We start from the raw sequence: 20,611 nt of genomic DNA, 5'->3' as shown, positions 1-20,611 counted from the left end.
ATTCAGCGGCTTCATCACGTCAGGGCGGATACAAGGGCCGAGGTGAGGAGAACCGATGGCAGGCAGGACGGACCGATCCGGGTTCGAGGAGTTCGCCACCACCAGGCACGGCGCGCTCTATCGCTACGCCTTTCTGCTCGCCGGTGAGCGCGGCCTGGCCGACGACCTGGTGCAGGAGGCGCTCACCAAGACGTACGTCGCCTGGCGGCGGTTGAGCGACCCGACCAACGCCGAGGCCTACACCAGGCGGGTGATCACCAACACGGCGATCACCTGGTGGCGGCGGAAGTCGTGGCATTTCGAGCGCCCGCAGGACGACGTACCGGAGCAGGCCTTCACCGGTGACGACGCGACCGCCCGGATCTGGCTCTGGCACGAGCTGATGCGGCTGGCGCCGAGACAGCGGGCCGCGATCGTTCTGCGGTACTACGAGGACCTGACGGAGGTACAGACCGCCGAGGTGCTCGACTGCTCGGTCGGCACCGTCAAGAGCCAGGTCTCCGACGCGCTCAAGAAACTCCGCAAGAACCTCGGCGACGCCGGACAGATCATCGAGAAGGCAGGACTGAAGTCATGACCGACTTGCTCAAGGACACCCTGGTCGAGCGGGCGGACGCCACCGAGCCGTCGACCCTCGACCTCGACACCATCATGACCACCGGCGAGCGCCGGATGCGCCGTCGCCGGGCCGTCGGCGTACTCGGCGTCGGGGCGATCGCGGCAGTAGTCGTCGCCTCCGGCCTCGGCGTGCTGAACGAGACCAGCCACCGCTCCGGCACCGCCGACCCCGCCGGCCAGACGGCCAAGCCGTTCGCCCAGCGCCGCGCCACCTATGCGGTCCGCGACCAGCTCCATTACGGCCAGGAGGTCTTCTCGATCGGCAAGGGCGAACTGTTCAACAACTACGTCCAGACCGATGCCGGCTTCGTCTACGTCACCATGCCGCACGGCGACGGCGGCCTGGACGGCAAGCCCGCACCCGACGGCTCCGACGCCGGCCGCGGCTACGTCACCCTGCTCGACCGCACCGGCAGCCACCGAATCGGCGGCAAGTACGCGCGCAGCAACCTCGTCGCCGACGATCACGGCAGCCTGGCCGGCTGGGCTGAGTTCGCCACGAAGCAGACCGGCCCGCCGACCGCCATCGTCGTGTACGACGTCGCCGCCCGCCGCCAGCTCCTCCGAATCCCGACCGGGCAGCCAGTGCCCGGAGTCGCCGGCAGCCCCAACGTCAGCCGCCTGCTCGCCATCGACGAAGGAATGGCCTATTTCGCCGCCGACAAGCGCGTCTTCCGCGTCGATCTCAGGACCAAGCAGGGCAAGGTCTTCTCCTGGCCTGCTACCCCCATCCTCATCCTGGACACCCAAGCAATCTCCGACGGCAAGTTCCTGTACCAAACCCTCGACGCCAAGGCACCGAACGGCCGCCTGGTCGTCAGCCCGACTCTCGACCCCGCCGATGGTCACCCCCTCCAGCTGACCTTCCCGCAACCCACCCAGAGCCTCACTGGCGCCTTCTCGCCCGACGCCGAACACGTGGTCGTCACCCGACCCGAGCCAGGCGACCCCAGCGAAACCGGCATCCAACTGTTCGCCACCGACACCGGCCGCGAGATCCCCCTACTGGCAACGGGCTACCAACACCAGCGCTTCGGCCAATGGCTCGACAACGAAACCTTCACCACCGCCGGCACCCGAGCCAACCACCGCACCGACCTCCTCCGCTGCTCCACCCAAACCCTCCGCTGCGACGTCATCGGCCGCGGCGTAGCCGAAAACTTCTCCACCGACCGCGCCAACCTGAACGGCGAACACTTCGCCTTCCCCGTCGGCTACCGAGTCGACTGACCAAATAGGCCCACCCCGACCCACCGAACTGTCCACCCAAACCAATGGCGAGCAGCCCGCCGACGCCAACCAACCCACATCGCGCTCCTTCGACCCCGCCCACGCCAGCACTCAGGCCCCGAGTCAACGAATCGCGCCCACCCGGCCACTAGCCTCGCGTGGGCGGGTGGGCGCCAGCGCCACAGGCGGCGACAAACCATACGATCGGCTCCTACATTCAGTTGGACGCTGGGGGCGAAGTGAATCAATCGTTCGGGCAGCAATTGCGGCGGCTCAGGCTGGCCGCTGGGCTCACCCAGGCGGGGCTGGGTGAGCGGGCGGGGCTGACCGATCAGGCGATCAGGCTCCTCGAGCACGGTGAGCGCCGGTATCCGCGGAGCGGCACCGTGAGGCGGCTGATGGACGCTCTGCAGCTGGACGAGCCGAGCCGAGCAGCCTTGTTGCGATCGGTACCGAGGCGGGGTCGGGGCAACCGACCCCAGCCCACACGGGACGGCCTCGCAGGGCCGCCGTGGACGGTTTCCCAGCAACTGCCACCGATACCGGCGCATTTCACGGGCCGCCAGGCAGAGTTCGAGCAGGCCAGTGAGGTGTTCACCGCCCCACTGATCTCCCCCGGAAGCCCACCTGTGGTGACCATCCAGGGGATGGCAGGCGTCGGAAAGTCTGCCTTGGCATTCGCCGTCGCAGCACATGTAGCAGAGCGGTTCCCGGACGGTCAGCTGTACCTCGACCTGGGCGGCTTCGGTCCTTCACCTCCGCTCCGTGAGGACGAAGCGCTCTACTCGTTGCTTCGCGCAACAGGCCTGGCCGACTCAGAACTCCCCACCCAGGTCGCCGAGGCCGGCGCGCTGCTGCGGAGCAGGTTGTCCGGTCGGCGGGTCCTCATCGTCCTCGACAACGCCACCGGCGCCGACCAGGTCACGCCTCTGTTGCCCGCTGCATCGACCTGCGCAGTCCTGGTAACGAGCCGGGTCTGGCTCACTCTGCTGCCGGCGCAGACCCACCTCCAGCTCGACGCTCTCGACGATTCCGCCGCACTGGAACTCTTTCGTCGTATCGTCGGCGCGGACCGTATCGACGCGGAACCCGGCGCGGCGGCGGAGCTGGTCGAGAATTGTGCCGGGCTGCCGCTGGTGATCCAGATCGCGGCCGGCCGCCTGGTCGCCCAGCCACTCTGGCACGTCGAACGACTGGTCGAACGGCTCCGTGATCAGCGGCATCGGATCGACGAGCTCGCCGTCGACGACGTCACCGTGCGGGCCAGCCTGGCGGTATCGTTCCCGCGCCCAGGTGAAGAATCCGCCTCGGCCGGGGAACCATCCGAGCCCGCCTTCGCCGCTCTCGGTCTCATCAACGTCACCGACCTCACAGCCGCTGCGGCTGCATGCCTCATCGGCACCGAGCAGGCAACTGCCCGCGGTCAGCTCGAGCGCATGGTCGATGCGAACCTGCTCACCTCGTCGGGCCCAAGCCGCTACCGCCTGCACGATCTCCTGCACCTTTATGCCCGTGAGCTGGCGCAGCAACTGATGCCCACGGCCGACCAGGACGAGGCGCTGGACAGACTCCTCGGCCTCTACGAAACGATCGGCTGGCGGACCACCAGGTTGATCGCACCGATGAGCTACATCCGACGCATCGAGCCACCTGACCAGCCTGAGGTCGAGCCGGCGATCACTGAGGTGCCAGATCTGCTCCAATGGCTGGGCGTGGAGCACGAGACCATCGTCAAGCTCGCGAAGCAGCTGACCGAGGCCGGGGTCGACCGCTCGAACCGGCTCGCCGGTCTGACGATCGGGCTGACGCCGTACTTCATCTCCTGCGGCCGCTTCATCGACCTGGCGGCGCTGGCCCGGCAAGCACTCGAGGCCACCTCCAGTCAGGACCTCAAAGCCATCCTGCGTTGCAGTCTCGGCATCGCCCAGGCCGAGCTCGGGCAACCGGACGAAGCCCTGGACAGCTTCCGCACCGCCGGCTCCGAATTCCGCGAGAACGACGATCGGCACGGTGAGGCCGCGGCTCTGAACAATGCGACGCGGCTCCTGGGCGATCTCGGCCGGTCCGCCGAGGCGATCGCGACCGGCGAGCGAGCGCTGGAGGTGAGCCGGTCATCCGGGAACGCCCACTCCATCAACCTGGCGCTGAACAACCTCGGCAACGTTCATTGCCTTTCCGGTGCGTTCGAGACCGGCCGGGACTACTTCGTCCAGAGCCTGAGCCTCTACACCGAAACCGGAGAAGAAACCGGCCGCGGCATCGCCCTGCACAACCTCGGTTGCGTCACGATGGATCTGGGCCGGCCCGACGAAGCGGTTCCGTACCTCGAACAGTCGGTCGGGGTGCTCCGGGCGGTCGGAATGCAACTGACCCTCTGCAACGCGCTGATCGACCTCGCGGACGCCTATTGCCGGCTGCACGTCCACGAGGACGCGGTGGACCGTGTACAGGAAGCACTCGCCATCGCGACCTCGGCCGACGACCGGCTCCGCCTGGCCAGAGCCTCACTCCAACTCGGAAAGATCTACTCCGAGCTCGACGACCCCGCTTCCGCACGCGACCACCTGGAAGACGCTCTCGCCTACTTCGCTTCCCGCGACGAGGCCGCCGCGAACCGGGTCAAGCAGGTCCTTGACAGCTTGCCGGCCGAGTAGCCGTCCACAGAACAGCCGGAGAGTCTCGGATGAGATTCTCCGGCTGCGGGTTCCGATCAGCTTGTGGTCGCCTTGCGGGGAGCCTCGGCGCCGGGCTGGTTTTCTGGGAAGTGGCAGGCTGTTTGGTGGCCGGGGGCGATCTGCAGGAGCGGGGGTTCTACTGTTTTGCAGATGTCCTGGGCTTTCCAGCAGCGGGTGTGGAAGCGGCAGGCCGGCGGCGGGTTGATCGGGCTGGGGACGTCGCCCTGGAGGCGGATGCGTTCCTGTTTGCCGCGGCGCTTGGTGTCCGGGATCGGTACTGCGGACAGCAGTGCCAACGTGTAGGGGTGCATCGGCTTCTCGTAGAGGCTGACGCGGTCAGCGATCTCTACGATCTTGCCGAGGTACATGACCGCTACCCGGTCCGAGACGTGGCGGACTACCGAGAGGTCGTGGGCGATCATCACGTAGGTGAGGTCGAACTCGTTCTGCAGGTCTTCCAGAAGGTTGACCACCTGGGCCTGGATCGAGACGTCCAGGGCCGAGACCGGCTCGTCGGCGACGATCAGCTTCGGGCGCAGGGCCAGCGTGCGGGCGATGCCGATCCGCTGCCGCTGACCGCCGGAGAACTCGTGCGGGTAGCGGTTGTAGTGCTCCGGGCTCAGGCCGACGAGTTCGAGCAACTCCTGGACGGCCTTCTTGGTGCCGCCCTCGGTCTTCACGTGCTGCAGCTTGAACGGTGCGCCGACGATCTTGCCGACGGTATGCCGCGGGTTCAGCGAACCGTACGGGTCCTGGAAGATCATCTGGACGTCTTTGCGCAGCGGCCGCATCTTGCCCTCGGACAGATGACTGATGTCGCGGCCTTCGAAGATGATCGTGCCTTCGGTCGGCTCCAGCAGCCGCGTCAGCAGCCGGCCCGTGGTCGTCTTGCCACAGCCAGACTCCCCCACCAGCGAGAACGTCTCCCCTTTGGTGACGGTGAAGTCGAGGCCGTCGACTGCCTGGACCGCACCGCTCTGACGCTGCAGCAGGCCCTGCCGGATCGGGAAGTGCTTCTTCAGACCCGTGACCTTGAGCAGCTCCTCGCCTGCCGGCGGGGTCGCGGTGCCCGATTCGGTTTCGGTAGTGGTCACAGTGGCGCTCCGTCGTTCCCAGAATCGGCGATGATGGCTCGGGTCTGCACAGGCTCGGCCTTCACAGCTTCGGCTTGATGTCGGTCTCCCAGGCATGTTTGCGCTGCTCGGGCGACAGGTGGCAGGCGACCTGATGACCGCCGCCGATGTCGAGCAGCTCCGGCCTCTCGGTCTCGCTGGCTCCACCGTTCAGGTGCGCGTAGTTGCAGCGCGGGTTGAACGCGCAGCCCGGCGGCACATTGATGAGGCTCGGCGGCGTGCCCTTGATCGGGATCAACCGCTCGGTCCGTTCCCGGTCGATCCGCGGCATCGAGCCGAGCAGGCCCCAGGTGTAGGGGTGCTGCGGCCGGTCGAAGATGTCCTCGGCCGTGCCGTACTCGATCGCGCGGCCGGCGTACATCACCTGGATGTCGTCGGCCAGCTCGGCGACCACACCCAGGTCGTGGGTGATGATGATGACGGCCGAGTTGAACTCGCGCTGAAGATCCCGGATCAGGTCCAGGATCTGCGCCTGCACGGTCACGTCGAGCGCCGTGGTGGGCTCGTCCGCGATCAGCAGGTCGGGGTCGCAGGACAGCGCCATCGCGATCATCGCGCGCTGCCGCATACCGCCGGAGAACTGGTGCGGGTAGGCGTCCACCCGCTTGTCCGGCTGCGGGATGCCGACCCGGTCGAGCATCTCGATCGCGTGCTTGCGGGCGACCTGCTTGGTCACCTGGTTGTGTACCCGATACGCCTCGATGATCTGCGCGCCGACCGTGTAGTACGGATGCATCGCGGACAGCGGGTCCTGGAAGATCATCGCCATCCGCTTGCCGCGTAACAACCGCACCTCTTCGCGGGACGAGCTGATCAGATCCTGCCCGTCGAGCAGGACCTCGCCGCTGATCCGCGCGGTACCGGCCTTGTGCAGGCCCATGATCGACAGGCTGGTGACGCTCTTGCCGGACCCGGACTCGCCGACGATACCGAGCGTCTTGCCACGATCGAGGTTGAAGGACAGACCGTCGACGGACTTCACCACTCCATCGTCGGTCGGGAAGTGGACCCGCAGGTCGCGAACCTGCAGGAAGGCGTCGGAGCTCCGCGCGCTGTCGGTCGGACGCAGGTTCTCGGTCACTGGAGCCGCACTCTCGGGTCGACGACCGCGTACAGCAGGTCGACGACCAGGTTGGAGATCACGATGAAGAAGGCCGCCAGCAAGGTGACGCCCATGATCTTGGGCATGTCCTGGTCGGAGATGCCGGTCACCGCGTACTTGCCGAGGCCGTTCAGGCTGAACACCTTCTCGGTCAGGATCGCGCCACCGAGCAGCAGGCCGAGGTCGAGACCGAAGATCGTCAGGATCGGTGTCAGCGCGGCGCGCAGGCCGTGCCGGACCACCACGACGTTCTCCTTCAGGCCCTTGGCCCGAGCCGTCCGGATGTAGTCCTCGTTCATCGTCTCGAGCATGCCGGCCCGGGTCAGCCGCGCGTACTGCGCCGAGAACAGGAACGCGAGCGTGATCCAGGGCAGCAGCAGCGACTGGAACCAGGCCAGCGGATCCTGGGTGATCGGCTGGTAGCTGGCGCCGTTCGCGAAGATGCCGAACTTGTAGCTCAGATAAGCCAGCGACATCAGACCGGTCCAGAAGATCGGCATCGAGACACCGGCCAGTGCCAGCGTCATCGCAGCCCGATCGAACAGAGATCCTCGTCGCAACGCGGACAGCACACCGATCGAGACACCCGCCAGCAGCCACAGCACCGAAGCGCCCGCCGCCAGGGACAACGTCACCGGCGCTCTGTCGAGCAGATCGGGCCAGACCGGTTGCCGGGTGATGAACGAGTACCCCAGGCAGGGCGCGGGGCAGTGCTCGATCTCGGCACCCATGTCATAGCTGGCACCGACGAAGATGCCCTTCGCCCAATGCCCGTACTGGACCACGATCGGATCGTAGAAACCGAGGTTCTGCGCCGTCAGCTTGACGGTCTCCGCGGTCGCCGTCCGGCCGACGTACCTGGTCGCGAGAGTCTCCGGCGTCGCGCCGGCCAGCCTCGGAACGAGGTAGAAGATCGAGAACGTGATGGCGCTCACGACGAACAGCAGTCCGACCGCGGCGATCAGCCGCCTGATGATGTATGTGACCACAGACCTCGGCGTCGGTGGCCGGTCCGGAAGTGACTTCCGGACCGGCCACCAAGTGCCTTCACCTACCTAATCTGAAGAAGACGGAACGAGTTACGGCTTGCCCAGGGACAGGTAGTCGTACATACCGAACTGCTCGTTGACGAAGACGTTGGTCAGGTCCTTGCCGCGGATCAGCAGGCTCTTGGCGTAGACGCCCGGGTAGATGACCGCCTGCTCCATCACCTTCTGGTCGATGACGGACCAGTCGGCCTCGCGCTTGGCGGTGTCGAGCTCACCCTGCGCCTGGTCGAGCAGCTTGTCGACCTCGGGGATCCGGACGCTGGTGTTCGACGAACCACCGGTGTCGCGGATGACCCGGGAGTCGGTGATCTGGGACAGGAAGCCGAAGCCGTCGTTCCAGTCCGCACCCCAGCCGTTGACGACCAGGCCGAGACCGTTCTTCGCCACGTACGGCGGGTTACCGGCGTAGGTGGAGAAGTAGTCCTTCTTCGGGAAGCCCTTGACCGTGACCTTGATGCCGATCTTGGCCAGCTGCTGCTGGAACGCCTCGGCGGTCGCCTTCTCCTTCGGCCGCTCGTTGCGGTAGGAGATGTTGGTCGAGAAGCCGTTCGGCTGACCGCACGAGGTCAGCAGCTCCTTGGCCTTGTCCAGATCGCCCTTACCGTCCTTGGTCGGGTACAGGTCGAACTGCTTGTAGCCCGGGATGACCGGCGGCAGCAGGGTCGTGGCCAGCGAACCACCGGCGAACTCGCCGCCGTAGGCGGTCTGGTAGGACGTCTTGTCCATCGCGTACTCGACCGCCTTGCGGCAGTCGATGTTGTCGAACGGCTTCACCGTCGGGTTGATCGAGGTGTACCAGAGCCGGCCCAGCGTCGGGTTGTCGGCGCGAGCCTTGAGCGTCGGGTCGCCCAGCACCCGGCTCTGGCTGGCGGCCGACACACCGGTACCGGCCGTGGCGATGTCGAGGTCGCCCGAGATCAACCGGTTGTCGATGTCCTCGGGGTCGACGTTCAGCGAGAACTCGTAACCGTCCGGCAGCGCCTTGCGGTTCGGGTCGCTGGCCTGATCCCAGTTGGGGTTGCGCTTCAGCGTGAAGCTCTTGCCGTCGGCGTACGAGGCGAACATGTACGGGCCGGACGAGATGATGTGCTGCTTCTGCTTCGCGCCCTGGTCCTTGGCGGCCGGCACGGGAGCCGACTGCGGCGTCATGGCCAGGTAGTCGAAGCCGGCGAACGCCGCCTTGAGGTGGAACACGATGGTGGTGTCGTCCGGCGTCGAGATCGCCGAGTCCGTGTTCATACCCTTGGACTTGTACGGGCCTGCCCAGCCTGCCGGCCAGGCGAGCATCGAGTCGAAGTAGGCCGGACCGTCGGGGAAGACGGTCTTGTCGGTCGAGCGCTCGACGCCGTACTTCACGTCCTTGGAGGTGATCGGGGTGCCGTCCTCGAACTTGAGGCCCGCACGGATCTTGTAGGTCCAGGTCTTGCCGCCGTCGCTCGGCGTACCGAGCCCCTCGGCAAGGTCACCGACCAGCTTGCCGCTGGCCGCGCCGGGCGCGACCGCGAACATCGTCAGGGCCCGCGAGTAGAGCCGCACCGTGTTCCAGCTGTAGCCGTAGTAGGTGTCGCCGGTGTCGACCGAGTCGGGTGCGCCCTCGTCGGCGAGCTTGACGATGCCGCCCTTCTTGTCAGAAGGATTGAACACCTTCGTCATGCCGGCGTTGAACTCGGCCTTTGCGGAGTCACCGCCCGACGAAGAACTGTTGTCCTTGCTGCCCCCACAGGCGGACAGCGACAGTGCGAGTACCGCTGTGGCGGCGATCGCTGTCTTGATTCGTTTGGTGTTCATCGTTTCCGATCCACCCCTTCTTCTCAGAGCCAAGTCGAGCAGGAACTGCGGTGAAACTAGCGGGCCTTCGGGTCGAGGGCGTCGCGCAGCCCGTCCCCGAACAGGTTGAAGGCCAAGACCGTGATGAAGATGGCCAGACCGGGCCACAACATGAAGTACGGCATCGTGTAGAAGGTCACGGCGTCCGAGAGCATGCCGCCCCAGGAAGCGGTCGGCGGGCGGATACCGACGCCCAGGAAGGACAGTGCGGCCTCGAACAGGATGTTCGTCGGGATCAGCAGCGTCGAGTACACCAGGATCGGGCCGAGCAGGTTCGGCAACAGTTCGGTGAACAGGATGTACGGCCGCCTGGCACCCAGGCTGCGCGCGGCGTCGACGTACTCACGTTCGCGCAGCGACAGCGTCTGGCCCCGGATGATCCGGCCGATGTAGGGCCAGTTGAAGAAGCCGACGATGAAGATCAGCAGGACGATCCGCAGCGTGTTCCCCTTCAGCCCGAACGCGTCGTCGGGCATCACACCGGCCAGTGCGATCGCGAAGACCAGCAGCGGGAAGGCCAGGAAGATGTCCATCAGGCGGCTGATCACCGCGTCGACCCAGCCACCGAAGAAGCCGGCGACGACTCCCATCGTGGTGCCGATGGCCACCGACAACAGGGTGGCGAAGAACGCGATCAGCAGCGAGATCCGGGAGCCGTAGACGACCCGGCTGAACAGGTCGCGGCCGTTCACCGGCTCCAGGCCCATCAGGTGGTCCCAGCTGATCCCGCCGAAGGTTCCGATCGGGGCCAGCGTGCCGGTCTTGGTGTCGATCAGGTCCTGGTGGAACTCGTTCGGCGGATCACCGAGCAGCTTGACGATCAGTGGCGCGAAGACGGCCATCAGGATCAACAGTCCGATGATCACCGCGCCGGCCATCGCGACCTTGTCCCGCTTGAGCCTGGTCCAGGAGATCCGCCACAGCGACCGGCCCTCGATCCGGGGCATGCCCTGCAGAATCGCTGCCGGATCTCCCGTCGCGCCGGGCTCCTCCTCGAGTGGTGTCGTCACGCGATAGCTACCCCTGTCCGATGTCATGGTCGATCGACCGCCCTGCAGCGGCTGTCGCCTTAACCTGCCGTCATTACTCGCTGGAGTCAAACGCCGAAAGTGCTGCGTTGCCCGATCGTGATGAGCAGGAAATCGTCCCGTATCGTGGGACAACTCGCAGTACAGCATGCACCCACAGAGGGTCGCTGGCGACACACTGTCACTGGCACCGCCGGGCCACCGCGGAACTACTTCCGCAACGGTGAGAAGTACACGAACGACAGCGGATCAAGCGTTTTGTCCACGTTCTCGATCCCCTCCCCCGCGACCACCGTCAGCCGGCCCTGCCAGACCGGGATCACCGGCGCTTCCTGAGCCAGCAGGTTCTGCAGGTCGGTCAGTAACGCTTCGCGTTCGAGCTGGTTCTGCTCGGCGATCTGCTGGTCCATCAACTTGTTCGCCGCCGAGTTGCGATAGCCGTTCTGGAAGAGACCACCGTCGCGGACGAAGGGCTCCAGGTAGTCACCGCTGTCCAGGTAGTCCGGGATGAAACCGGCCTGGTACAGGTCGTACGCACCGGCCCTGGCGAGCTGCTGGTACCTCGGCCAGTCGGCGCTCTTCAGCACGACCTTGAACAGCCCCGACGCCTCCAGTTGCCGCTTCAGCTCCAGTACTTCGGCCTTGGCGCCCGCGCCGTACTGGACCGGCGTCCATCCGACCGTCAGCGTCACCGGCGCGGTGATGCCTCCTTCGCGCAGGATCGCGGTCGCGGCCGTCTTGTTCGGGTCCTTGTACTGCGTCCGGAACGCGTCCACCTGCCCGGCGAACCCGGGCGGCACCACGGAGTACAGCGGCGTCACGTGGTCGCCGTACGCCTTCTTCGCGATGGCCGAGCGGTCGATCAGTTGCGCCACGGCCCGGCGTACCGCGGGCTTGCGCGCGACGAGTGAGGCCATGTGGAAGGTGAAGAACCGGATCTCGGCCGACCCCGCGTCGACGACCTGCAGCTTTCCATCGGCGCGCAATCTGTCCAGCGCGCTCGGTCCGAACCCGTGGACGCCGAAGTCGGCCTTGCCGGTCTTCAGCGCCTGCTCCAGCGACGCGGCCGTCGTCAGCAGGCTGACCTCGACGGTGTCGTTCTGCGCCGCCCGCGGGCCGCGGTACCCCTTGAACTTGCCGAGCACCGCCTCGGAGCCCGCCTTGTACGACTTCAGCTGGTACGGCCCGCTGCCCATCGCGTTGTCGCTGAGCAACTTGCCCGCCGGATAGAACTGCTCGTCGACGATCGACGCGGCCGTGGTGGTCAGCAGATACGGCAGCCGCGCGTCGGGCCGCTTCAACGTGAACACGGCGGTGAGCCGGTCCGGCGTACTGACCGAGGCCACCGAGCTGAACAGTGCGGCCGCTCCGCCGGGCGTCTTCAGCCGCAGCAGCCGGTCGAAGCTGAACTTCACGTCCGACGATTCGAGCTCATGCCCGTTCGGGAAGGTCAGGCCGTCCTTCAGGCTGCACGTGTAGGTCGTGGGCGCGTCGTACTGGCAGTCGGCGGCGTCCGGTACCGGCGTCGGCTTGTCCGGCAGGATCGTGAGCAGCGTCTGGTACAGGTTGGCCTGCAGGGTGCGGGAGCCGATGTCGTACGGTCCGGCCGGGTCGAGCGAGCTGACCGCGTCGGTGGTCGCGACCTTGATGACCATTTCCTTCGGCGCCGTCCCACCCTGGCTCGGGTGATTCGCATCCGGCTTGCCGCAGGCCGCGAGCGACCCCGCCAGCACCCCGACCGCCGCCAGCCACACGGCTCGCCGCTTGAACACCGTCACCACCCTAATCTTGCCCCACCCCTGCCCACTCCCCCAGAACGCCCCCGTAAGCACCCAAAGAAGGTAGCCCCTCAGCGGAGCAAGTCGCGCAGCGCGTCCGGGCTGAGTGATTCAAGTGACTCCAGCACCAGCCGCCGCGGGGCCGGCGGGATCGTCACCCACTGCGGTACGGCGACCACGAACGCGCCTGCCGCGGTACCGGCCTGGGTGCCGCCCGGCGAGTCCTCGATCACTACGCAATTGGCCGGTTCGACGCCCAGTTCTGCCATCGCGGTCAGGTACGGCTCGGGGTGCGGCTTCCCGTTGGTGACCTCGTCGCCGGCGACCACCACGTCGAACAGGTCCGGCGGCAGATGGGACAGCACGGCCTCGATCATCGTCCGGTACGACGCCGACACCAGCGCGCACGGGATGCCCGCCGCCTTGAGCCCGGTCAGCAACTCCAGCGCGCCGGGACGTACCTCGACCTCTTCCTTCAGCGTGCGGATCACCTCGCCGTAGATCCGCCCCGCGAGTTCGTCCGGCTCGATCAGGCCCTCGGGCAACTGCGCCATCCAGACCTTGAGCGCGTCGCTGAGGTCACTGCCGACCAGAGCCAGCGAGTCCTCGGCGGTCCAGGTCGCGCCGAGCTCGGCCAGCACCGCGATCTGGACTCGCACCCAGACGGGCTCCGAATCGACCAACGTGCCGTCCATGTCCCAGAGCACCGCTTGGAGCGTCATGCCCCGATCCTATGTACGCGCGGGGCGACACCTTCCGCTGGCTGCGAAACGACCGCCGCCGGCTGGGCGATGGAAGTAGGCTGGGCAGTCCGACAGTGCACGACTTCGGGGCACAACAGACGACTAGGACAGGGGATGGCGAGTGGCAGATCTCGCGAACCTTAGGGATCCGGTCGTGATCGCCGCGTTCGAAGGCTGGAACGACGCGGCCGAGGCGGCCACCGGAGCAGTTGATCACCTGATCGAGGAATGGGACGCCGAGCTCGTCTTGGCGATCGACCCGGAGGACTACTACGACTTCCAGGTGAAACGGCCGGAGGTCGAGTTCGACGACGAAGGCGTCCGGCGGCTGACCTGGCCGACCACCCGGATCTACCTGGCGCGCCCGGACGACACCGGCCGCGACGTCATCCTGATCCGCGGCATCGAGCCGAACATGCGCTGGCGGGGTTTCTGCCGGGAGCTGCTCGAGGTCGTCGACGAGTCGAACACGCAGCTCGTCGTCGTGCTCGGCGCGTTGCTCGCCGATTCGCCGCACACCCGGCCGATCCCGGTCACGGCGTCGTCGTCCGACCCGGAGCTGAACGCGTCGTGGAGCCTCGAGCCGTCCAGCTACGAGGGCCCGACCGGCATCACCGGCGTCTTCGCGGATCTGTGCACGACTCTCGGCGTACCGGCCGTGTCGATCTGGTCGGCGATCCCGCACTACATCGCGGGTACGCCGTGCCCGAAGGCGTCACTGGCCCTGCTGAGCAAGGTCGAGGCGCTGCTGGACCTGCCGATCCCCGAGGGCGACCTGCCCGAGCTGGCTCGCGCCTGGCAGCGTGGCGCGGACGAGCTGAGCGAGGAGGACCCGGAGGTCGCGGAGTACGTCGCGTCGCTGGAGGAGCAGCGCGACACGACCGATCTGCCCGAGGCCACCGGCGACGCGATCGCCGCCGAGTTCGAGCGGTACCTCCGTCGACGCAACACGGATCGGCCCGAATAAACCGTACTGAGGAGTAGCCTCTTCGCTTCAAGCGTTCTATTGTCGACCGGGACGCTGGGGACCAACGGGGAGCTTTCGTATGCGGAAGGTACGCGCCGACGAGCGCGGCGGTGGATCGATCGGGGCACTTGCCGTGCTCCTGGTCCTCGGTGCCGTCGCGGTCGTCGGGATCCTCGGCAACCGCAAGCACGCCGAGGCCGCGGTCGACCTGTCCACGCTGACCGGTACGTCCACCCAGATGACGATCCCGTCCGCGCCACTCGACCCGGATCCGTTCGCGCTGACCGACGGCCTCGTCGTCCACCCGCGCGCTCAGACCGCCTTGTACTCCGCGCCTGACGGCGACGCCTTCGCCAAGATCGGCCCGACCCAGTTCGGCCCGACCTGGCTGCCCGTCGTCGAGCAGTCGGACGGCTGGCTGCGGGTGCTGCTGCCGTCGAAGCCGAACCGCTCGACCGGGTGGGTCCGCGACGAGGGGCTGGATCGCGCTTCCTCGGCGTACCTGATCCGGGTGCACACGGCGTCGCGGACGATCGAGTTGTTCGAGCACGGCAAGAGTCTCGGCTCCTGGAAGGCCGGCGTCGGCGCTCAGCAGACGCCGACACCGCCCGGGCGGACCTTCCTGCTCGGTTCGATCATCGACAACAAGCGGTCGGCGTCCCCGATCGTGTTGCCGTTGGGTGCGCACAGTCCCACGTTGGACACGTTCGGTGGCGGTCCTGGTACCGTCGCGATCCATGGCTGGCCCCGGCCGGACGTCTTCGGCGCCGCGATCAGCGCCGGCTGCGTCCGGGTGCCGAAGGTCGCGCTGGCCAAGCTCCAGAAGGTCCCGCTCGGGACCCTCGTCCTGATCGACAGCAAGTAAGAGAGCCTTTGAGAGTGGGGATCTTGATGCGACGACAGCTGGTACCGACCATCACGACGTTCGCGGCCGTGACCGGGGTCGTGGCGTTCACCCTGGTGGCGAGTGCTCCGGTGGGCAACGCGGCCGCGCGGCCCTCGTCGGCGTACGCGATCAGCGCCGAGGGACAGGTCCCCGTGGCCCGTACTCCGTACGCCGAATCGCTGGACGGCAAGCGGCACACCACGTCGGCGCTGGAGCTGCCGAAGAACCCGCTGATCTCCTTGCGGGCCGGCACGGCGACGGCAGGCAACGACGCTGCCTCGGTCGAGCTGTTCGACATCACTGTCGGGCCGAACATCCTCGATCAGATCAAGCTCCCACCGGACCTGAAGAAGAGCTGCGACACACTGCCCGCTACGGGTGCCGACGACCTGCCGATCCCGAAGCTGCCGCTGCCCGATCTGGGCATCCCGCTGCCGGACCTGAGCACCATCGACCTGCCGGTCAAGAACCTCCCCGACCTGTGCAAGCTGCTGCTGACGCCTCCGAGCTCCCTGCTCGGCATCGAGGGTGTCAACGTCTGGTGCTCCGGTGACACGGGCGGTGTCGACATCGGGGCGCTGACCCTGCTCGGCCAGCGCATCGCGGTACCGACCGTGAAGCAGAGCGCCTCGATCCCGGCCGCTCCCCTGGCGAACATCACCGTCAACGAGCAGACCAAGCACTCCGACGGCGCCTTCACCATCACCGGCCTGACCATCAACCTGGGCGGCGGCGCCGAGGTCATCCGCCTCGCCTCGGCCACCTGCAACAAGCCCGCAGCCAAGCCGACCCCGAAGCCCACCCCCACCAAGACTCAGCCCCTCCCGCCACGCGAGGCCCCGGCGCCCGCAGCCCCGGTCCCGACCCCGGTCAAGACCCACCACCCGGTCACCGGCTGACCCCCACCATTCACTGTCCAAGCCCACATCTGGTGGGCTTGAACAGGAACGGGTGGGCTTGGACACCAAGCGGCGACCTTGAACACGTTATTTCATGTTCAAGGTCGCCGTTCGGTGTTCAAGGTCGCCGCTTCTGGCCGGTCCGCCGGTCCGCCGGTCCGCCCGTCAGTACGGCGTACGCGTGGCGCTGCTGTCGTGCTGGTTAGAGCTGGACGCCTAGCAGCGCGTCGACGGCCTGAGCGACCAGTGCCGGGGCCTCGGGGTCGTCGCCGTTGGTTTCGGACCACTGGTCGATGGCGGCCAGGGCTGCGACGGTGTCCAGGTCGTTGGTGAGGGCAGCGCGCAGTGCGTCGACAGCAGCGGCCCCATCCGGACCACTGCCCCGGCCGACAGCCCCGCGCCAGACATCCAGGCGCTCCTGGGCTGCCAGCAGATCCGACTCCGTCCAGAACCAGTCGGTGCGATAGTGGTGGGCGAGCAACGTCAAGCGGATCGCCATCGGGTCGGTACCGGCCAGCCGCTCCTTGGAGACGAGCACCAGGTTGCCCTTGGACTTGGACATCTTCTCGCCGTCGAGGCCGACCATCGCCTGGTGCACGTAGGCGCGTGCGAACGGGTGCTCCCCCGTCGCCACCTGCGCCCCGCTCGCCGACATCTCGTGGTGCGGGAAGATCAGGTCACTCCCACCACCCTGTACGTCGAACGTCATCCCCAGATGCTTCAGCGCGATCGCCGAGCACTCCACGTGCCACCCCGGCCGCCCACGCCCGAACGGCGAGTCCCAAGCCGGCTCACCAGGCCGCTCGGCCCGCCACAGCAGGCTGTCCAGCGGGTCGCGCTTACCCTCGCGATCCGGGTCGCCGCCGCGCTCGGCGAACAGCGCCCGCATGGTCTCCACGTCATAGCCCGAGACTCCACCGAACGCCGGGTCGGCCTTCACCGCGAAGTACAGGTCGTCGTCCACGGAGTAGACGGCACCGGCCTTCTGCAGGTCCTCGATCGAGTCGACGACCAGGTCGATCGACTCGACCACGCCGACGTAGTTCTGCGGCGGGATCACCCGCAGCGCGGTCATGTCGTCGCGGAACAACTGGATCTCGGCCAGCGCGAGCTCGGTCCAGTCGACGCCGGTCGCGGTCGCCCGCTCGAGCAGCGGGTCGTCCACATCGGTGATGTTCTGCGTGTAGTGCACGTCGTACCCGGCGTCGCGCCAGAGCCGGTTGATCAGGTCGAATGTGACGTACGTCGCAGCGTGGCCCATGTGGGTCGCGTCGTACGGCGTGATCCCGCAGACGTAGATCCGGGCCGTCCCGTCGGGTCCCGGCGGCACCTCCACCGGACCCGCCGAGGCGGTGTCGTAGAGGCGAAGACGCCGCGCCGGCCCGGGTACGACCGGGATTTCTGGTTTCGTCCACGCCTGCATAGGACGGAGCCTATCCAGTCAGCGAGTTCGCGCCACGACCTGGCTCACTCCCCGATCCGCCGCGCGATTCCGGCGGATCTGCGCTAGCGGGGTCGCCAGGCCTGCGCGGCGTACTCCGCGAAGCCGATCGCCGGCCGCCCGAGCAGCTTCGCGACGGTGTCGGTGGGTTCGGTGATCAGCCCCGACCGCATCACCTCGAACAGCCCGCCCAGCTCTGCCGCGACCTCGACCGGGTAGCCCTCGGTGACCAGCCCCGCCTCGTACTCCGCGCCCGCGATCTCGGCGTACTCCATCGGTCGCCCGCTCGCCTCGGACATCATCCGGACGGCCTCGGCGAAGGTGATCGAATCCGGCCCCGACAGCTCGTACACCTGCCCCGCATGCCCGACCCCGGCCAGCGCCAGCGCCGCCACCTCAGCCACATCCCGTACGTCGATGAACGGCTCCCCCATCGCCCCGATCGGCAACTCCAGCCGCCCCGCCAGCAACGGTTCGCGCCAGGTGTACTCGTCGAAGTTCTGGTTGAAGTTGTTCGCCCGCACCACCGTCCACTCCGCCGCTGACGCTTGGACCACCTGCTCGGCCGTCAGCATCGCGTGCCCGAAAGCGCCACCGGCCTGATCGAGCTTCCGCCCCGACAACACGACGAACCGCTCCACCCCCGACCGCTCGGCCTTGGCCACGAACCGCTCGATCGGCGCGGGATCGTCCGGCGCCACCAGATACACCGCCCGTACGCCGGCCAGCACCGCCTCCCACGTCGCAGGCTCACCCCAGTCGAACCGCACCTCGCCCGACCGCGACGCCGCCCGCACGTCGTTGCCCTCGGCCCGTAATCGCGGAACCAGCCGCCGCCCGGTCTTCCCTGTCGCTGCCAGCACCAGAATCGTCATACCCACAACCCAACCGCGCCGCCCGCGCCCCGGCCATGCGTGAAATCACCACGCGGATGTCCATTGGTCCCACCGTCTAGCGTGGCGCCATGGATCCCCTCGACGAGCTCCTGTACGCCGTCCGCGCGAACGGCGCCGTCCTCGGTACGCCGGTACTCCCCACCGGCTCGGCATTGCGCTTCACCGACGCCGCCGCCCTCACCCTCTGCACCCCACTCCGCGGCGAAGGCTGGCTACTCGTCGACGACCAGACCATCCACCTCAAACCCGGCGACACCGCCGTAGTCCGCGGCCCAGCCCCCTTCGTGTTCACCACCGACCCGACCGCCACCCCAGACCCCATCGACGTCACCTGCGACGGCACCGTCGGTGCGACGCCACTCCGCCCGGCCGACGCCGGCCCCGCCGCCGGCGGGGGCACGGTGCTGCTCGCGGGCGCCTACTACATCCGGCAACAACTCCCCAGGCGTCTGCTCCATGCGCTTCCGCCGGTGATGATCGTCGAGGACGACTACGACTGCGCCCCGCTGCTCGCCTACCTCGAGGACAACCTGGCCGCCGGCAAACTCGGTCGCCAGGTCAGCCTCGACCGCCTCCTCGACTGGCTGATGGTCTGCACCCTGCGCGACTGGTTCGACCTCAACTCCCCGCGCTGGTACACCGCCCTCAGCGACGACGTCATCGGCCCGGTCCTCCAAGCCATGCACAGCTCCCCCGCAGCCCCCTGGACGCTCGCGTCCCTCGCCGAGCACGCGAACGTCTCCCGCACCACCCTCGCCCGACGCTTCACCGACCTCACCGGCGAAAGCCCCCTCGGCTATCTCACCGACCTCCGCATGACGCTGGCCGCCGACCTCCTGGCCGAACCGGGCGCCTCGGTCGCCGCAGTAGCCCGCCGAATCGGCTACGCGGACGCCTACAGCTTCAGCACCGCCTTCAAACGAGAACGAGGAGTAAGCCCCAGCAACCTGAGCCAACCAGCAGGGGTCTAAAACGCCGGCCAGGGAATGGCGGGCCAGTCTTCGCTCGGGGTCGGGAAGTTGCCGGTCTTCAGCAGAGTCGCGCAGCGCTCGCGGGTGACTGCCAGTTCGAGTGGGGTGATCAGGTCGGCCAGCTCAGCACCGACCTCACCAGTCAGCCCGTCGGCCAGTTTGCGGACGTCTTCGAGCAGCTCCGGCGGTACCGGCGTACCGGCCCATCCCCACAGCACCGTCCGCAGCTTGTCGTCAGCGTTGAACGTGACCCCATGGTCGACACCGAACACCCGACCATCCCCAGGGTTCAGCACGTGCCCGCCCTTGCGGTCCGCGTTGTTGACGACGGCATCGAACACCGCCATCCGCTGCAACTCCAGATTGTCCGCGTGCACCAACGTCACCGGCTTGTGCCGCCCGTCAAGCGCGTCGAGCACGCCGACCCAACCGTCAGGCACCCGCCCCTGCGGCACGATGTCGACCAGCTCCGTCTTGCCCGGCGCCAGCTCGATCTCATCGATCCACAGCTGCACCATGCCGACCCCGAGCGGCCCATCCCGAAGCAGCGTCGGCGGTACGACGTGCCACCCGAGCGCCTCGGACACGACGTACGCCGCGTACTCCCGCTCGGCCAGCGTCCCGTCCGGGAAGTCCCACAACGGCCGCTCACCCTCGACGGGCTTGTAGACCACCGTCGCCGACGAGCCGTCGAGGCTCACCGTGCCCTGAAAGGTCCCGTTGGACGCGGCCACCAGCCGGCCGAGCAGATCCAGCTCGCCACGTGCGAGCAGGTCCAGGTCGATCATTCGCGGACGTGCCTGCGGTAGCCGTTGGCGCGCGGGCAGATGTGCCCCTCCGGGTCGATCGGACGGCCGCAGAACGGGCAGCTCGGCCGGCCGGACGCGACCAGCGCGACGGCCCGGCGGGCGAACGCGCGAGCCTGCTCCTCGCTGATCCGGACGATGAACACCTCGGCGTCATCAGCCTCCAGCGCCGCCGCCACCGGGTCGGGCTCCTCCTCGGCCTGCTCGCCGGCCACCACCACCGCGAAGACCTCGATCACCACCTTCTCGGCGTCGGCCTCCCAGGCCAGCGTCATGGTGCCGGCCCGGAACTCCTCCTCGATCGGCTGCTCCAGCGGATCGGTGTCGTCGACCGTGGTCAGCGCGGCCGGCTCGCGGTCGAACCGCCGCGCGACCTCGTCCAGCATCACGTCCAGCCGCTCCGCGAGCGCCATCACCTGTTCCTTCTCACAGGCCACCGAGGTCAGCCGGTTACCCGCCCTGGCCTGCAGGAAAAAGGTCCGGGCACCGGGTTCACCGACGGTTCCGGCGACGAACCGGTCCGGATCGTCATACGAATGCACTACGCGCGCCATGCCTTAGA

General features: G+C 67.6%; 18 protein-coding genes. 7 read left to right on the top strand and 11 right to left on the bottom strand.

The window, feature by feature from the left end; translation table 11 throughout:
* Nucleotides 1-55 precede the first annotated feature (55 nt).
* The 3 genes from ABD768_RS00905 (at nt 56) to ABD768_RS00895 (ending at nt 4,502) form a co-directional block, all read left to right on the top strand.
* Entirely contained in the window at nt 56-577 is a 522-nt protein-coding gene (locus tag ABD768_RS00905; protein ID WP_343972577.1) for a SigE family RNA polymerase sigma factor, read from the top strand.
* Nucleotides 574-1,848, top strand: coding sequence for a hypothetical protein (locus ABD768_RS00900; protein WP_344836260.1), 1,275 nt, complete (start codon nt 574-576; stop codon nt 1,846-1,848). Before ABD768_RS00905 ends, ABD768_RS00900 begins: the two co-directional genes overlap by 4 nt.
* Nucleotides 1,849-2,087: 239 nt before the next feature.
* Nucleotides 2,088-4,502 carry an ATP-binding protein gene (locus ABD768_RS00895; protein ID WP_344836258.1) on the top strand — a complete coding sequence of 805 codons (2,415 nt, stop codon included), beginning with the start codon at nt 2,088-2,090 and terminating at the stop codon, nt 4,500-4,502.
* A gap of 56 nt (nt 4,503-4,558) precedes the next feature.
* On the opposite strand, the gene ABD768_RS00890 is transcribed toward ABD768_RS00895, so the two are convergent.
* The 7 genes from ABD768_RS00890 to ABD768_RS00860 all read right to left on the bottom strand — a co-directional run bounded on the left by ABD768_RS00890 (nt 4,559) and on the right by ABD768_RS00860 (nt 13,162).
* On the bottom strand, nt 4,559-5,617 hold the full coding sequence (locus tag ABD768_RS00890; protein ID WP_343972582.1) for an ABC transporter ATP-binding protein: 1,059 nt from the start codon (nt 5,615-5,617) through the stop codon (nt 4,559-4,561).
* A 61-nt stretch (nt 5,618-5,678) separates the two neighbouring features.
* Nucleotides 5,679-6,737: an ABC transporter ATP-binding protein gene (locus tag ABD768_RS00885; RefSeq protein WP_343972585.1), complete on the bottom strand. Its 1,059-nt coding sequence runs from the start codon at nt 6,735-6,737 to the stop codon at nt 5,679-5,681.
* A complete protein-coding gene (locus ABD768_RS00880; RefSeq protein WP_343972588.1) occupies nt 6,734-7,747 on the bottom strand; it encodes an ABC transporter permease in 1,014 nt (337 codons plus the stop codon). The genes ABD768_RS00885 and ABD768_RS00880 overlap by 4 nt, the downstream gene beginning before the upstream one ends.
* A 90-nt stretch (nt 7,748-7,837) precedes the next feature.
* Nucleotides 7,838-9,595, bottom strand: coding sequence for an ABC transporter substrate-binding protein (locus ABD768_RS00875; protein ID WP_343972591.1), 1,758 nt, complete (start codon nt 9,593-9,595; stop codon nt 7,838-7,840).
* Nucleotides 9,596-9,651: 56 nt separating this feature from the next.
* Nucleotides 9,652-10,644 (bottom strand): ABC transporter permease, encoded by a 993-nt coding sequence (locus ABD768_RS00870; protein WP_343972594.1) that lies wholly within the window; start codon nt 10,642-10,644, stop codon nt 9,652-9,654.
* A gap of 227 nt (nt 10,645-10,871) precedes the next feature.
* Entirely contained in the window at nt 10,872-12,440 is a 1,569-nt protein-coding gene (locus tag ABD768_RS00865; RefSeq protein WP_344836255.1) for an ABC transporter substrate-binding protein, read from the bottom strand.
* Nucleotides 12,441-12,511: 71 nt separating this feature from the next.
* A complete protein-coding gene (locus tag ABD768_RS00860; RefSeq protein ID WP_343972600.1) occupies nt 12,512-13,162 on the bottom strand; it encodes an HAD family hydrolase in 651 nt (216 codons plus the stop codon).
* A 142-nt stretch (nt 13,163-13,304) separates the two neighbouring features.
* Here ABD768_RS00860 and ABD768_RS00855 point away from each other — a divergent pair, with 142 nt between their 5' ends.
* From ABD768_RS00855 to ABD768_RS00845, 3 genes are all read left to right on the top strand, one after another.
* Entirely contained in the window at nt 13,305-14,150 is an 846-nt protein-coding gene (locus ABD768_RS00855) for a PAC2 family protein (protein WP_343972602.1), read from the top strand.
* A gap of 79 nt (nt 14,151-14,229) precedes the next feature.
* On the top strand, nt 14,230-15,015 hold the full coding sequence (locus ABD768_RS00850) for a L,D-transpeptidase (protein ID WP_344836251.1): 786 nt from the start codon (nt 14,230-14,232) through the stop codon (nt 15,013-15,015).
* A 26-nt stretch (nt 15,016-15,041) separates the two neighbouring features.
* Nucleotides 15,042-15,935, top strand: a complete 894-nt coding sequence (locus ABD768_RS00845) for a hypothetical protein (protein ID WP_344836248.1) — start codon at nt 15,042-15,044, stop codon at nt 15,933-15,935.
* Nucleotides 15,936-16,137: 202 nt separating this feature from the next.
* Here the strand turns inward: ABD768_RS00845 and mshC are convergent, their stop codons facing one another.
* Together mshC and ABD768_RS00835 are read right to left on the bottom strand one after the other, a co-directional pair.
* Nucleotides 16,138-17,358 (bottom strand): cysteine--1-D-myo-inosityl 2-amino-2-deoxy-alpha-D-glucopyranoside ligase, encoded by a 1,221-nt coding sequence (gene mshC / locus ABD768_RS00840; RefSeq protein WP_344836245.1) that lies wholly within the window; start codon nt 17,356-17,358, stop codon nt 16,138-16,140.
* Between the two features lie 83 nt (nt 17,359-17,441).
* Nucleotides 17,442-18,251, bottom strand: a complete 810-nt coding sequence (locus tag ABD768_RS00835; protein ID WP_344836243.1) for an NAD(P)H-binding protein — start codon at nt 18,249-18,251, stop codon at nt 17,442-17,444.
* An 89-nt stretch (nt 18,252-18,340) separates the two neighbouring features.
* On the opposite strand from ABD768_RS00835, the gene ABD768_RS00830 reads away from it, so the two are divergent.
* Nucleotides 18,341-19,243 (top strand): AraC family transcriptional regulator, encoded by a 903-nt coding sequence (locus ABD768_RS00830; RefSeq protein ID WP_344836241.1) that lies wholly within the window; start codon nt 18,341-18,343, stop codon nt 19,241-19,243.
* Here ABD768_RS00830 and ABD768_RS00825 read toward each other — a convergent pair.
* Together ABD768_RS00825 and ABD768_RS00820 are read right to left on the bottom strand one after the other, a co-directional pair.
* Nucleotides 19,240-20,031, bottom strand: coding sequence for an SCO1664 family protein (locus tag ABD768_RS00825; protein ID WP_344836238.1), 792 nt, complete (start codon nt 20,029-20,031; stop codon nt 19,240-19,242). The genes ABD768_RS00830 and ABD768_RS00825 overlap by 4 nt on opposite strands.
* Nucleotides 20,028-20,603 (bottom strand): DUF3090 domain-containing protein, encoded by a 576-nt coding sequence (locus ABD768_RS00820; RefSeq protein ID WP_343972622.1) that lies wholly within the window; start codon nt 20,601-20,603, stop codon nt 20,028-20,030. The genes ABD768_RS00825 and ABD768_RS00820 overlap by 4 nt, the downstream gene beginning before the upstream one ends.
* Nucleotides 20,604-20,611: the final 8 nt, after the last annotated feature.

This window comes from Kribbella ginsengisoli (assembly GCF_039537185.1).
GTDB classification, from domain to species: domain Bacteria; phylum Actinomycetota; class Actinomycetes; order Propionibacteriales; family Kribbellaceae; genus Kribbella; species Kribbella koreensis.
The sequence above is the reverse complement of the archived record's forward strand: the minus strand, read 5'-3'. Positions and strand labels throughout refer to the sequence as shown.